13 protein-coding genes and 1 pseudogene are annotated in these 13,078 nt (G+C 71.9%); 6 read left to right on the top strand and 8 right to left on the bottom strand.

Translation table 11 applies throughout. The features are described 5' to 3' along the window. Positions 1 to 547: pseudogene (locus RH94_RS24520) on the bottom strand (LamG domain protein jellyroll fold domain protein); the annotation flags it as partial. 260 nt (positions 548 to 807) lie between these two features. After that, positions 808 to 1,107, bottom strand: a complete 300-nt coding sequence (locus tag RH94_RS24515) for a hypothetical protein (protein ID WP_073950007.1) — start codon at positions 1,105 to 1,107, stop codon at positions 808 to 810. A gap of 160 nt (positions 1,108 to 1,267) precedes the next feature. Between RH94_RS24515 and RH94_RS24510 the strand changes: the two genes are divergently transcribed. Both RH94_RS24510 and RH94_RS24505 read left to right on the top strand, forming a co-directional pair. Continuing rightward, positions 1,268 to 2,113: a helix-turn-helix domain-containing protein gene (locus tag RH94_RS24510; RefSeq protein WP_073950005.1), complete on the top strand. Its 846-nt coding sequence runs from the start codon at positions 1,268 to 1,270 to the stop codon at positions 2,111 to 2,113. Continuing rightward, the gene (locus RH94_RS24505) at positions 2,092 to 2,289 is read left to right on the top strand and encodes a DUF397 domain-containing protein (protein WP_073950003.1); all 198 of its coding nucleotides are present in this window, start codon (positions 2,092 to 2,094) and stop codon (positions 2,287 to 2,289) included. The genes RH94_RS24510 and RH94_RS24505 overlap by 22 nt, the downstream gene beginning before the upstream one ends. Positions 2,290 to 2,341: 52 nt before the next feature. On the opposite strand, the gene RH94_RS24500 is transcribed toward RH94_RS24505, so the two are convergent. The 5 genes from RH94_RS24500 to RH94_RS24480 form a co-directional block, all read right to left on the bottom strand. After that, a complete protein-coding gene (locus RH94_RS24500) occupies positions 2,342 to 5,446 on the bottom strand; it encodes an efflux RND transporter permease subunit (RefSeq protein WP_073950001.1) in 3,105 nt (1,034 codons plus the stop codon). Between the two features lie 193 nt (positions 5,447 to 5,639). After that, complete coding sequence (locus RH94_RS24495; protein ID WP_073949999.1) at positions 5,640 to 6,323, bottom strand: response regulator; 684 nt, start codon at positions 6,321 to 6,323, stop codon at positions 5,640 to 5,642. Beyond that, a complete protein-coding gene (locus tag RH94_RS24490) occupies positions 6,320 to 7,561 on the bottom strand; it encodes a sensor histidine kinase (RefSeq protein ID WP_073949997.1) in 1,242 nt (413 codons plus the stop codon). Before RH94_RS24490 ends, RH94_RS24495 begins: the two co-directional genes overlap by 4 nt. Positions 7,562 to 7,622: 61 nt before the next feature. Further along, the gene (gene pspAA, locus RH94_RS24485; RefSeq protein WP_073949995.1) at positions 7,623 to 7,901 is read right to left on the bottom strand and encodes a PspA-associated protein PspAA; all 279 of its coding nucleotides are present in this window, start codon (positions 7,899 to 7,901) and stop codon (positions 7,623 to 7,625) included. A 57-nt stretch (positions 7,902 to 7,958) separates the two neighbouring features. Beyond that, positions 7,959 to 8,735 carry a PspA/IM30 family protein gene (locus tag RH94_RS24480; RefSeq protein WP_073949993.1) on the bottom strand — a complete coding sequence of 259 codons (777 nt, stop codon included), beginning with the start codon at positions 8,733 to 8,735 and terminating at the stop codon, positions 7,959 to 7,961. Between the two features lie 278 nt (positions 8,736 to 9,013). On the opposite strand from RH94_RS24480, the gene RH94_RS24475 reads away from it, so the two are divergent. From RH94_RS24475 to RH94_RS24465, 3 genes are all read left to right on the top strand, one after another. Continuing rightward, positions 9,014 to 9,643 (top strand): DUF3043 domain-containing protein, encoded by a 630-nt coding sequence (locus RH94_RS24475; RefSeq protein WP_073949991.1) that lies wholly within the window; start codon positions 9,014 to 9,016, stop codon positions 9,641 to 9,643. 83 nt (positions 9,644 to 9,726) lie between these two features. Continuing rightward, a complete protein-coding gene (locus RH94_RS24470) occupies positions 9,727 to 10,428 on the top strand; it encodes a class I SAM-dependent methyltransferase (protein ID WP_073949989.1) in 702 nt (233 codons plus the stop codon). A gap of 68 nt (positions 10,429 to 10,496) precedes the next feature. Continuing rightward, on the top strand, positions 10,497 to 11,591 hold the full coding sequence (locus tag RH94_RS24465) for a S1C family serine protease (protein WP_073949987.1): 1,095 nt from the start codon (positions 10,497 to 10,499) through the stop codon (positions 11,589 to 11,591). Between the two features lie 45 nt (positions 11,592 to 11,636). On the opposite strand, the gene RH94_RS24460 is transcribed toward RH94_RS24465, so the two are convergent. After that, complete coding sequence (locus RH94_RS24460; RefSeq protein ID WP_073949985.1) at positions 11,637 to 11,849, bottom strand: hypothetical protein; 213 nt, start codon at positions 11,847 to 11,849, stop codon at positions 11,637 to 11,639. A gap of 161 nt (positions 11,850 to 12,010) precedes the next feature. Here RH94_RS24460 and RH94_RS24455 point away from each other — a divergent pair. Continuing rightward, positions 12,011 to 13,078, top strand: a 1,068-nt coding sequence (locus RH94_RS24455; protein WP_234426009.1) for a bifunctional adenosylcobinamide kinase/adenosylcobinamide-phosphate guanylyltransferase, incomplete at its 3' end; no start/stop codon positions are given.

The following is a 13,078-nucleotide window of genomic DNA, read 5'->3' as shown; positions in this document are numbered from 1 at the left end:
TCGCCGCGGCCTCGGGCGTCTTGACCACGAACACCGGCTGGAAACTCTCGGGTGTAGCGGTCACTTTCAGGTCCACGTCGGGCAGGACATCGGCGTACACGGCGCTTGGCCCGTCCAGCCGCGGCGCCGGCAGTTTCCCCGGCCAGCCGATCTCCATCGACACGCCCTGGTCGGCGATCCGCGCCAACGGCGCCGCGTCACCGCCGGGTGAGAACGTCATTCCCACCGCGGCCGCCTTCGGGCCGACCGAGCCGTCGGAACGCTTCTCCAGCGTGGCATCCGGCGCCTGCCAGCCGCCGCCCGGCTTGGCCGCGCGGACCGGGACCGCCGACTCCTCCAACGTGAAAGTGAGGCCGTCGGGATTGGCATAGACCGTGGTGCGCTCCGTACGCTCCCCCACCACCTCCACCCGCTGACCGGACTGCTGCGCCTGCGCGAGCGCTTGCTGTCCCTCGGACATCGGCGCGGAATCCGCCTCCGCAGGGGCGGCGTAGGCCACCGGCCCAGGCAGCGTCGGCATCGCGGCGAGCGCGGCCAGGACAGACATCACTGCCCCAAAACCTATGCGATGCCTCCGCCTACGATGCCCTGCCGCACCATAACCGTTTAGCCCGACCAGCACAGAACCCCGCCCCCCGATTTACAAGATCCTCAAAATGTGATCAAGATTCAAACGTCCCTCATCATCGCCTGTCAAGGACACGTCACAAAGAAAGATCGTTCCGGATCCACCCCAGCACAACTCCGCCCCCGAGCAAGTCGAACCAGGTGCGGGTCACCGGCGGCACTCGAACCTGCGGGCGGGGTTCAGTTCTCCGGAAGTCGCGCGCCCCGGCTCGTCGCGATCCTCAGCACGTCTGTCAGCGCCGCGGCGAGTTGTACGCCCGTGAAGCGCAACTCCCGTTCCCCCGATGCCTCGTTGGTGAGCAGCGGTCTGGCCTCGGACAGGACGAACTCGGCCGAGTCGAGCAGGTCCGCCTCCAGTTCGTCGGCCAGGAGGGACAGACGGCTGCGCGGGTCGTCGGTGCTCAGGTAGCACGGGGCACCCTCCGGTGTCGTCCACGGCAGCAATCGCAGGGGCGTGCCGTCCCGTCCGTCGCGGATCATCGCGTCGCTCCTTTCGGTGGGATCCGGCCGTTTCACTGCGGGGCCGAATCTCCGGTCATTACCTTCTGTGCCGCAATCGTCGCGCTGAGACACGTGGCGGTAACAGGAGCGCCGCGTCCCGGCGTTGAGAACGGGACGATCAGCCAGGAAGGCGAGACCGATGACGTTCAAGCCGCAGACCCTCACCCCCTACCTCTCCGCCCGCCACTACTTCGGCGCCGAGCAGCGCCGTCACCGCGAGGCCGCCAAGCTGTCGCTGCTCCAGCTCGCGGGCATCCTCAACTCCAGCAAGAGCACGCTGGCCCGCATCGAGACGGCGGAGCTGATGCCGCCACCGGATCTGCCGGACCGGCTCGACGCCGCGTTCGGCACGGACAAGCACTTCCACGGGCTGTACGAGCTGGCCAAGCGCGAGGCCCACCCGGACCAGTACCGGCGGTTCATGGACTTCGAGGCGCAGGCGGAGGTCGTCGAGAACTACGGGGCGCAGGCTCTCCCAGGGCTGTTGCAGATCAGGGAGTACGCCGACGCCCAGCTAAGCCTGCGGGAGGGGTTGCTGCCGGAGCAGGTGGAGGAGCGTGTCAACGCGCGGTTGTCCCGACAGGAGAGGATCCGCTCGGCCCAGCCCCCGCTGCGGTGGGCGATCATCGACGAGTCCGTGCTCCGGCGCCCCATCGGCAGTCGGGAAGGCATGTACAAGCAACTGGCCTGGCTGCTCGAACAGATGGATACTCCGGACAGCAAGGTCCAGGTGATGCCCTTCAGTGCCGGTGCGCACTATCTGATGGGCGGCGCCCTGACCCTGCTGACCCTTCCCAACGGCTCAACCGTGGCCTACGAAGAGGGCATCGAGGTCGGTTACCTCTATGAGGACCCGGATTCGGTGAAGAAGTGGCGACGGCACTACGAGGTGCTCCGCGCCAACGCTCTCTCGCCGGCCGCCTCGGCGGAGCTGATCCGACAGGCGATGGAGGACTACAAGCCATGCGACACAGCCCTGAGCTGATCTCTGCCCGCTGGCGCCGGAGCAGTTACAGCAATGCGAACGGGGGCGAATGCGTCGAGATCGCCGAGGACTTCCCCGGTGTCGTCCCCGTCCGCGACAGCAAGTCCCCGCACGGCCCTGCGATCGTCGTCCCAGTCGGCGCCTGGGACGCCTTCGTCAACTCCCTGAAGGCGTAGGAGAACGGCCGGGTCTCCCAGGAGACCCGGCCGTTCGCACTGTCACACGGCGTCAGACGCCTGCGGGCTCCAGCTCCTCCGTCTTCGCCTTCGCCTCCCGCTTGGCCGCCCGCTTCTTCGCGCGGCGCTCCTTGCGGAGCTCCAGCATCGCGTAGAGCGTCGGGACCAGCAGCAGGGTCAGCAGGGTCGACGTGAGCAGGCCGCCGATCACGACCACCGCGAGCGGCTGGGCGATGAAGCCGCCCTCGCCGGTGACGCCCAGGGCCATCGGGAGCAGGGCGAAGATGGTCGCCAGGGCCGTCATGAGGATGGGGCGGAGGCGGTGGCGGCCGCCCTCCACGACCGCCTCGACGATGCCGTAGCCCCGCTCGCGGTACTGGTTGATGAGGTCGATCAGCACGATCGCGTTGGTCACCACGATGCCGATCAGCATCAGCATGCCGATCATCGCGGGGACGCCCATCGGCGTACCGGTGGCGATCAGCAGGCCGAGCGCGCCGGTCGCCGCGAACGGGACGGAGACCAGCAGGATCAGCGGCTGGGCCAGCGAGCGGAAGGTCGCCACCAGCAGCATGAAGACGATCGCGATGGCCGCCAGCATGGCCAGGCCCAGGTTCGCGAAGGCCTCGTCCTGGTCGGCGCTGACACCCGCGATCTCGGCCTTCGCGCCCGCGGGCAGCTTCAGGGCGCTGAGCTCGGACTGCAGGGCCGCGCTGACCGCGCCGGTGTTGTCCCCGGTCGGCCTGGCCGTGATCGTGGCGGCGCGCTGGCCGTCGATCCGGGTCATCGACACCGGCCCGTCGACCAGCTCGACGGTCGCGATGTCACCCAGCTTCACCGGGCCCAGGCGCAGGTTCTTCAGCTGGGCCAGGGTCTGCGCCGGCTTCGCCGACCTGATGACCACGTTCCGCTCGGCGTCGTCCAGCATCGCCTTCGCGGCCGTGGTGCCCCTGACCGACTGGGCGACCGCCATGCCGAGGGTCTGGTCGGTGAAGCCCGCCGCTGCCGCCTTGGTGTTCGCTCGCACCGAGATGCGCGGCACGCTCTGCGACAGGTCGCTGGTGACGTCGGTGACGTCGTCGAGGCCGGCGACCGTCTTGCGGACCTGCTCCGAGGCCCGGCGCAGCACGTCGGCGTCGCCCGCCTTGACGATCACCTTCAGGTCCTGGGAGCCGAAGCCGTCCCCGGCACTGACCGTGGTGGCGCCGATCCCGGACAGCTTGCCCAGGCGGTTCTCGATACGGGCGCGTACGTCGTCGGCGGACGCCGAGTCCTGAAGCATCACCTGGTAGGAGGCCCGGTTGGTGTCCGTACCGCCGCCGAAGGCCGCCATGAAGCCGGAGGAGCCGATGGTGACCTGGTAGTCCTTGACGCCCTCGACGCCGGCGAGCACGTCCTCGACCTCGCGGGCCGCGGCGTCCGTCGCCGCCAGGCTGGCGCCCGGCTTCAGCTGCTGCTTGATGCTGAGGACCTTCTGGTCACCGGGGTCGAAGAAGTTCGTCTTCAGCAGCGGGGTCATGCCGAAGGTCGCGACGAGGACGCCGACCGCGATCAGCACGCTGGTCAGGCGCCGCCGGGTGGCGAAGCGCAGGACGGGGACGTAGAGGCGCTGCAGGCGGCTCCTGGCCTCCTTCTCCTCGGCCAGGCGGCGGGCCTCCTCGGCCTCGGCGGGCGTGCCCTTGGGTGCGCGCAGGAACCAGTACGACAGCACCGGCACGACCGTCAGCGACACCAGCAGCGAGGCCAGCAGGGCCGCGGTGACGGTGAGGCTGAACGGGCCGAACAGCTCGCCCACCATGCCGCCGACCAGGCCGATCGGCAGGAACACGGCGACCGTGGTGAGCGTGGAGGAGGTCACCGCGCCGGCCACCTCGCGCACGGCGGTCATGATGGCCGTGTGGCGCTCCTCGCCGTAGCCGAGGTGGCGCTTGATGTTCTCCAGGACCACGATCGAGTCGTCGACGACCCGGCCGATGGCGATGGTCAGCGCGCCCAGCGTCAGCATGTTCAGCGACAGGTCGCGGGTCCACAGCACGATCAGCGCGAGGAGGACGGACAGCGGGATCGACACCACCGTCACCAGCGTGGAGCGGACCGAGGCCAGGAAGACGAGGATGACGAGGACCGCGAAGAGCAGGCCGAGCGCGCCCTCGCTGGTCAGGCCGTCGATGGCCTTGGCCACGGCCGGGCCCTGGTCGCTGACGATGGTGATCTTCGCGCCGGCGCCGAGGTTCTTGCGCAGGTCGGGCAGCTTGTCGTTGACCGCGTCGGAGATGGCGACCGCGCTGCCGTCGTGGTCCATGGTGACGACGACGGCCAGGCTGGGCCTGCCGTTGGTGCGGGTGAGGGAGTCGGCCTTGGCCGGCTCCTGCTTGACGGTGGCGACGTCGCCGAGGCGCACCGGCTTCTTCGCGCCCTCGCCGGTGACCATCAGGTCCTGGATCTGCTTCAGCGAGGTGAAGCCGCCGCCGACCTGGACGGTGCGGTTGGCACCGCCCTCGTCGAAGGAGCCGGCCGGGACGGTGACGCCGCCCGCCTGCAGGGCCTGGCTCAGGGCGGCGGAGGTCAGGCCCGCCGCGGCGAGCTTCTTGTCGTCGGGGGTGACGGTGACCTGCAGGTCCCGTACGCCGTTGACGGTGACCTGGCCGACGCCGTCGATGTTCTTCAGCTCCGGTACGACCGTCTTGTCGAGCTGGTCGGCCAGGGCCTGCTGGTCCTTGTCGGAGGTGACGGCGAGGACCACGGTGGGCATGTCGTCCGTGGAACCGGCGATGACCTGCGGGTCGACGTCGTTCGGGAGCAGGGCGCGGGCCCGGTTGACGGCCTGCTGCACGTCGGCGACGAGCTGCTTGGTGTTGTTGCCGTAGTCGAAGGACGCCATGATCACGGCGTTGCCCTCGCTCGCCGTGGAGGTGACGCCGGTGATGCCGTCGACGGCCTTGAGGTTGTTCTCGATGGGCTCGACGACCTGCTTCTCCACCACGTCCGGGGACGCGCCCTGGTAGGGCGCCAGCACGGACACCATGGGAAGTTCGATGGTGGGCAGCAGCTGCTGCTTGAGCTGGGGTATGGCGATCGCCCCGAAGACGAGCGCGACGATCGACATCAGTCCGATCAGGGCCCGTTGCGCGAGGCTGAATCTGGACAGCCAGGACATGGGTGAGGGTCTCGATTCTGTGAACGGCACACGAGGAGCGCGGCACGGACGGCAAACGGTACGAACGATAAACGGCACAGGCGACGCGGACGCACAGTGGGCGCCACCCCTACACCTTCGGGCACGGACGGGCGGCGATCCGTAGCCCCCTGGTCCATTTCCGCGCGCGGCTCCTACTCCGGGCGCAGTACGGTCACTCCGCCCTGGGCCGTACCAGTCCCGACTCGTAGGCGATGACGACCAGCTGTGCCCGGTCGCGGGCGCCCAGCTTGGCCATGGCCCGGTTGACGTGGGTCTTCACCGTCAGCGGGCTGACCTCCAGGCGCTCGGCGATCTCGTCGTTGGAGTGTCCGCCGGCGACCTGGACGAGCACTTCGCGCTCCCGCACGGTCAGCGCGTCCAGCCGGGCCGAGCGGGCCGGGTCGTGGCCGTCGCCGGCCGGGTCGCCCTGTGCGAGGAAGCGGGCGATCAGGCCCTTGGTGGCGGCCGGGGACAGCAGCGCCTCGCCCTGGGCGGCGACGCGGATGGCGTTGAGCAGTTCCTCGGGTTCGCTGCCCTTGCCGAGGAAGCCCGAGGCGCCCGCGCGCAGCGACCGCACCACGTAGTCGTCGACCTCGAAGGTGGTGAGGATGACCACGCGCACCCGGTCGAGGGCGGGGTCGGCGCTGATCATGCGGGTGGCGGCGAGGCCGTCGGTGCCGGGCATGCGGATGTCCATCAGCACCACGTCGGCCCGCTGTTCCCTGGCCAGCCGCACCGCCTGGGCGCCGTCGGACGCCTCGCCGACCACCTCCATGTCCGGCTCGGAGTCGACGAGCACCCTGAAGGCGCTGCGCAGCAGGGCCTGGTCGTCGGCGAGCAGGACACGGATGGTCATGCGGGCTCCTTCGGGGCGCCGGTGCGGGTGTCGACCGGCAGGATGGCATGGACGCGGAAGCCGCCGCCGTAGCGGGGACCGGTGGTGAGGGTGCCGGCCAGGGCGGTGACCCGCTCGCGCATGCCGAGCAGCCCGTGCCCGCCGCCTTCCTGCGGGCCACCGCCCTCCCGCGGTCCGCCGTCCGTGCCGGCTCCGTCGTCCAGGACGGTGATCTCGACGTCCGGTCCGACGCGTACGACGCTGACCTCGGCCTTCGCCGTCGTGCCGGCGTGCTTCTGCACGTTGGTCAGGGCTTCCTGGACGATCCGGAAGGCGGCCAGGTCGACGGCGGCCGGCAGGGTGGCGCCCTGGTCGGTGCGGGCGACCTCGACGTGCAGGCCGGCGCTGCGGAAGGTGCCGACGAGCTCGTCGAGGCGGTCCAGGCCGGGGGCCGGTTCGGTGGGGGCCTCGGGGTCGCCGGACTGCCGCAGCAGTCCGACGGTGGCGCGCAGCTCCTCCAGCGCGGAGCGGCCGGCCTCCCGGACGTGGGCGAGGGCCTCCTTGGCCTGGTCGGGCCGCTTGTCCATGACGTGGGCCGCGACTCCGGCCTGCACGTTGACCAGGGCGATGTGGTGGGCGACGACGTCGTGCAGGTCGCGGGCGATGCGCAGGCGTTCCTCGGCGACGCGGCGGCGGGCCTCCTCCTCGCGGGTGCGTTCGGCGCGTTCGGCGCGTTCCCTGATGGCGTGCACGAAGGCGCGGCGGCTGCGGACGGCGTCGCCGCCGGCGGCGGCCATGCCGGTCCAGGCGAAGAGGGCGACGTTCTCCTGCGCGTACCAGGGCATCGGGCCGGCGAGCATGGCGGCGCCGGTCAGCACGGTCATGGTGGTCAGGCCCAGGCGCCAGGTGGTGGGGCGGTCGGTGGCGGCGGCGACGGTGAAGAGGGCGACCACGGCGGACATGGCGACGGGGGCGCGGGGGTCGCCGGTGACGCACTCGGCGAGGGAGACGGTGCCGGTGACGGCGAGGACCGTGCGCGGGGCGCGGCGGCGCAGGACGAGCGCGGCGGCGCCGAGGGTCATGAGGAGCAGGCCGAGCGGTTCGGGCCGGCGGAGGGCCCAGCTGACGCCGTGCTCCCCCCGGGGGTCCACGAAGGAGCCGGCCACCATGCACACCAGCACCCCGGCCGCGAGGGCCGCGTCCAGCGCGAGGGGGTGCGCCTTGAGGCGGCGGCGGGCGCGGTCGAGGGCGGTGGTCACGTTCGTGTGCGGTCCCGGGTTCCCGCGGGGGGCCGGAGCCTCACGTCCCCCCGGGGGGCCCTCATCCGGGGATCAGGCCGTCGTCGCTCAGCAGGTCCCGTACCTCCTCCAGGGTCGCGTCCGCGGCCGGGAGGATCAGTTCGGACGGTTCCAGGGAGTTGTCCGGCAGGGGCTCGCCCACCTCGCGGACCCTGGACAGCAGGGCCGCGAGGGTGCGACGGAAGCCGGGGCCGTCGCCGTGCTCCATTTCGGCCAGGAGTTCGTCGTCCAGCTTGTCCAGGTCGGCGAGGTGGCTGTCGGCCAGCCTCACCTGTCCCTCTCCCATGATCCGTACGATCATGTCCGCCCTCCTCGGCGTGGCCCCGGCTGTCGGTGACGTGGTGTGCCTCGACGCGGCTTACTGCTTGTCGAAGCGGGGGGTGTCCTGCGGCTGCTGCTGGGGCTGCTCCTGGCCCTGGCCGCCTTCGATGGCCTGCCGTTCGGCGGACGTGCCCCCGGCCAGCTCGGCCTTCATGCGCTGCAGCTCCAGCTCCACGTCCGTACCACCGGAGAGCCGGTCCAGCTCGGCCTGGATGTCGTCCTTGGCCATGCCGGAGGGGTCGTCCAGGGCGCCGGAGGCGAGCAGCTCGTCGATGGCGCCGGCCCGGGCCTGCAGCTGCGCGGTCTTGTCCTCGGCCCGCTGGATGGCCAGCCCGACGTCGCCCATCTCCTCGGAGATGCCGGAGAACGCCTCGCCGATCCGGGTCTGCGCCTGGGCGGCGGTGTAGGTCGCCTTGATGGTCTCCTTCTTCGTGCGGAAGGCGTCGACCTTGGCCTGCAGGCGCTGGGCCGCCAGGGTGAGCTTCTCCTCCTCGCCCTGGAGGGTGGAGTGCTGCGTCTCCAGGTCCGTCACCTGCTGCTGGAGCGCGGCGCGGCGGGAGAGCGCCTCGCGGGCCAGGTCCTCGCGGCCCAGCGCGAGCGCCTTGCGGCCCTGGTCCTCCAGCTTGCCGGACTGCTGCTGCAGCTGGTTGAGCTGGAGCTCCAGGCGCTTGCGGCTGGTCGCCACGTCCGCGACGCCGCGCCGCACCTTCTGCAGCAGTTCCAGCTGCTTCTGGTACGAGTAATCGAGGGTTTCGCGCGGGTCCTCGGCCCGGTCAAGGGCCTTGTTCGCCTTCGCGCGGAAGATCATCCCCATACGCTTCATGACACCGCTCATGGGCTTCGCGCGCCCCCTTCTGACGGACTCCAGCTCACACAGCTTGCGACAGAACCCACAGTACGGGCCCTGCATCCATTACCGCACTGTTCGGGAACGGATGAGGTCATCCCCGAGGACGACTGCGTCCGCTTCCGCTCCGGCGCAGGGAGGATCTCACCCCCGAGGGCCGCCGGACCGGGGCGGGCACATAGTCCCCTCTGTCCCCTCTCCAGACGACCGGTGTTGCCGGATCGTTCCCCACCGGGCTGGGGTCCATGCGGGTCGAGCCCGTACCCTTGGGTTCTGTGTTCCGTAGCCGTGCCAAGGAAGAGAAGGCCCCGACCGCCGACAAGGCGCCGGTGACCGACTCCAAGCAGCCCCGCGACCCGCAGGCCCCCAAGGGTCGGCCCACGCCCAAGCGCAGTGAGGCCCAGACCCGGCGCCGCAGTGTCGCCAACACCCCGATGACGCGCAAGGAGGCCGCCAAGCGGCAGCGCGACGAGCGCCGTGCCCAGATGGAGCGGCAGCGCCAGGCGCTGGCCAGCGGCGACGAGCGCTATCTCCCGGCGCGCGACAAGGGACCGGTGCGCCGGTTCGCGCGGGACTTCGTCGACTCGCGGGTGAACATCTCGGAGTTCTTCCTGCCGCTGGCCGTGCTCATCCTGGTGCTGAGCATGGTCCGGAAGCCCGAGGTGCAGAGCCTCGTGATGCTGGTGTGGCTCGCGGTGATCGTCCTCATCGTGCTGGACTGGATCGTCACCGGCTTCCGGCTGAAGAAGCGCCTGAACGAGCGCTTCCCCGACCAGAACAAGCGGGGCGCGATCGTCTACGCCCTGATGCGCTCCCTGCAGATGCGCCGGCTCCGGCTGCCCAAGCCGCAGGTCAAGCGCGGGGAGCGGCCCTGAGCGCGACCGCTTTCTCCGGGGATGCCGCGAACGCGTGGCTGGACAAGCTGGGCGGGCTGCGTGATGTCGTACGGCAGGAGCTGGTGGCCCGGCAGCTGGAGGAGCAGATAGCCGGGCGGTTCCCGGTCGGGCAGCGGCTGCGGGTGCTCGACGTGGGGATGGGCCAGGGCACGCAGGCGCTGCGGCTGGCCCGGGCCGGGCACCAGGTGACCGGGCTCGAGCGGGACCGGACGATGATCTCCGTGGCCCGTGAGGCGCTGGCCGCCGAGCCGGAGGGCATACGGGCGCGGATGCGGATCGTCGAGGGCGACGGCCGGGACACCGGGGTGCACTTCCTGCCGGGCAGCTTCGACGTGGTGCTGTGCCACGGCGTCCTGATGTACGTCGAGGAGCCCGACCCGCTGCTGGCGGGGCTGGCGCGGATGCTCGCGCCGGGCGGCCTGCTGTCGCTGCTGGTGCGCAACGGCGACGCGCTGGCGCTGCGCCCGGGCCTGTCCGGGGACTGGTCGACGGCGCTGGCCTCGTTCGACACGACGGCGTACCGGAACCGGCTGGGGCTGGAGGTACGGGCCGACCGGCTGGCGGACCTGACGGCGACGCTCGCCGGGATCGGGGCACCGCTGCACACCTGGTACGGGGTGCGGGTCTTCACGGACACGGCGGCGGACGACGCCGAGCCGCCGGCCGATGCCGAGACGCTGCTGGCGGCCGAGGAGCGGGCGGGGCGCACGGACCCGTACCGCGCGGTGGCGGCGCTGCTGCATCTGTGCGGGGTACGCGGCTGAGCGCCGGTCGGCGCTCGTTCGGGTGAACATCGCAAGCCGGGCCCCCGCCCCGAGGGGAGACTCGGGACATGGATCCTTCCACTGCCCGTGCTTCCCGGCCGGCCGGTCTCCTCACCGCGTGGCTCTGCTGCGCCGCGCTGCTGTCCGGGTGCACCGGCTCGGCCGCCCCGGAGGCCCGGAGCACGAAGGACGTCTCCGCCACCGGGGACGCCGGGCGGCGGGCCGACGCCCCCCTGTCGGCCGACCAGCTGCAGAACGACTACCTGCGGGTGATCAAGGACGCGCTGCCGTCGGTGGTGCAGATCCAGACCGGCCGCGAGCTGGGGTCGGGGGTCGTGTACGACGACAAGGGGCACATCGTCACCAACGCGCACGTGGTGGGCAGCGCGAGCACCTTCATGGTGACCACCGCCAACAGCGAGACGGCGTTCACCGCGCACCTGGTCTCCTCCTACCCCGAGCAGGACCTCGCCGTGGTGAAGCTGGACCAGGTGCCCCACGGGCTGCGGCCCGCCACCTTCGGCGACTCCGCGAAGGTGGCGGTGGGGCAGATCGTGCTGGCCATGGGATCGCCGCTGGGGCTGTCGTCGAGCGTGACGCAGGGCATCGTGTCGGCGACCGGACGCACCGTGAGCGAGGGACAGAGCGGCGGCGGCACGGGCGCGACCATCGCCAACATGGTGCAGACCTCCGCCGCGATCAACCCGGGCAACAGCGGCGGCGCGCTGGTGAACCTCGACAGCCAGGTCATCGGCATCCCCACGCTCGCCGCCACCGAGCCCCAGCTCGGGGGCAGCGCGGCGCCCGGCATCGGCTTCGCGATCCCCGCGTCGACGGTGAAGACGATCGCCGGCCAGATCGTCCGCTACGGCAGGGTCGTCGAGTCCGGCCGGGCCGCGCTGGACATCACCGGGCGCACGGTCGTCAACGCCGACTACCAGCCCGCGGGGGTCGCCGTCGTCGACGTGAAGGCGGGCGGCGCGGCCGACAAGGCGGGCATCCAGTCCGGGGACATCATCGTCAAGCTCGGCGGCAAGGACATCGCCACCATCACCTCGCTGTCCGAGGCGCTGGCCGCGGACAAGCCGGGGCAGCGGACCTCGGTGACCTTCCTCCGCAACGGCGGCCGGAGGACGGTGGAGGTGACGCTGGGCCAGCAGTGAGCGGGGACGGCCGCGACCGGCCGCCCCCCGCTCCGGAGGAGGACCCTAGGCCTCCTGGGCCTGCAGGCTCATCGGGCCGTAGATCTCCGTGGCGTCCTCGAACAGACGCACCTGGTCCGCGCCGCCGTCGAGCAGGGCCTTCCAGTTCTCCCCGATCCAGGACTCCGCGTCGCCCTGCGTGGTGAACTCCTCGGGCTGCACCGCGGGCTGGACCTCCGTCCCGTCGGCCGTCTCGAACCGCCACGTCCATGCCGCCATGTACGCCTCCCTGATGTGAGCACACTGCACAGCGGGAGCCGGATCCCGGTCCGGCTCCCGGACAGAGCGTATGCGCTGTGCCGGGTGCGCCGTCAGAGGTCCCGCGCCCCTGGCGGGCCTCCGGTGCGCGGGACCCGCGGAGACGGGTGAAAATCAGGTCCGTGGACGTGACTCTGCTCGGCACCGGTGCCCCCGCGGGACTGCCCCGCCCCGACTGTCCCTGCGCGGCCTGTGCGACGGCGCTGGGCGACCGCGCGCGGGCGGCTACCGCGCTGCTCGTGGACGGCTCGCTGCTGCTGGACCTGACACCGGGCGCGGTGTTCGCGGCGGCGCGGGCGGGACGTTCGCTGGGCGGTGTGGCGCAGGTGCTGCTGTCCCATCCGCACGACGGGCCGGCCGTCGAGGTGCCGGACGGGCTGCCGCAGCCCGGCCGGGTGCCGGACGGGCGGGAGTTGGCACTGCTGACGGGGCATCGGGTGCGGGCGGTGGCGCTGGACGCCCCCGGCACCGGGTACGCGGTGACCGGCCCGGAGGGGCTGCGGCTGCTGTACCTGCCGCCGGGCGGCGCGCCGGCCGGTCTGGAGGAGGGTCCGGCGGAGTCGTACGACCTGGTCCTCGCGGACGTCGTGGGGCGTCCCGACGCCCTGGCCAAGCTGCGGGCGGTGGGGGCGGTGGGGCCGGCCACGGACGTCGTGGCGGTCCATCTGGACCACGACGTGCCGCCGGGGCCGGAGCTGGACCGGCGCCTCGCGGCGGCCGGGGCGCGGGCGGTGCCGGACGGTACGGGGCTGGTGGTCGGGGCGTACGAGGACGTACCGGACGTACCCCGGCGCACGCTGGTGCTCGGCGGGGCGCGCTCGGGGAAGTCGGTGGAGGCCGAACGGCGGCTGGAGTCCTTCCCCGGCGTGCTGTACGTCGCCACCGGCGGGTCCCGGGGCGGGGACACCGAGTGGGCGGCCCGGGTCGCCGCGCACCGGGAGCGGCGGCCGGGTTCCTGGCGCACCGCGGAGACGTGCGACCTGGTGCCGCTGCTGGCGGAGGACGGGCCGCCGCTCCTGGTCGACTGCCTGTCCCTGTGGCTGACGGACGCGATGGACTCGGTCGGCGCCTGGGACGACGCCGAGTGGGCCGACGGCGGCGAGCGCGCCCTGCGCGAGCGGGTGACCGCGCTGACGAGCGCCGTGCGCGCGACCCGGCGCACGGTGGTCGCCGTCTCCAACGAGGTGGGC

The sequence above is a fragment of the Streptomyces kebangsaanensis genome (assembly GCF_001906585.1).
Taxonomy (GTDB): Bacteria; Actinomycetota; Actinomycetes; order Streptomycetales; family Streptomycetaceae; genus Streptomyces; species Streptomyces kebangsaanensis.
Note: the sequence above shows the minus strand (reverse complement) of the source record. Positions and strands in the feature narration are given on the sequence as shown.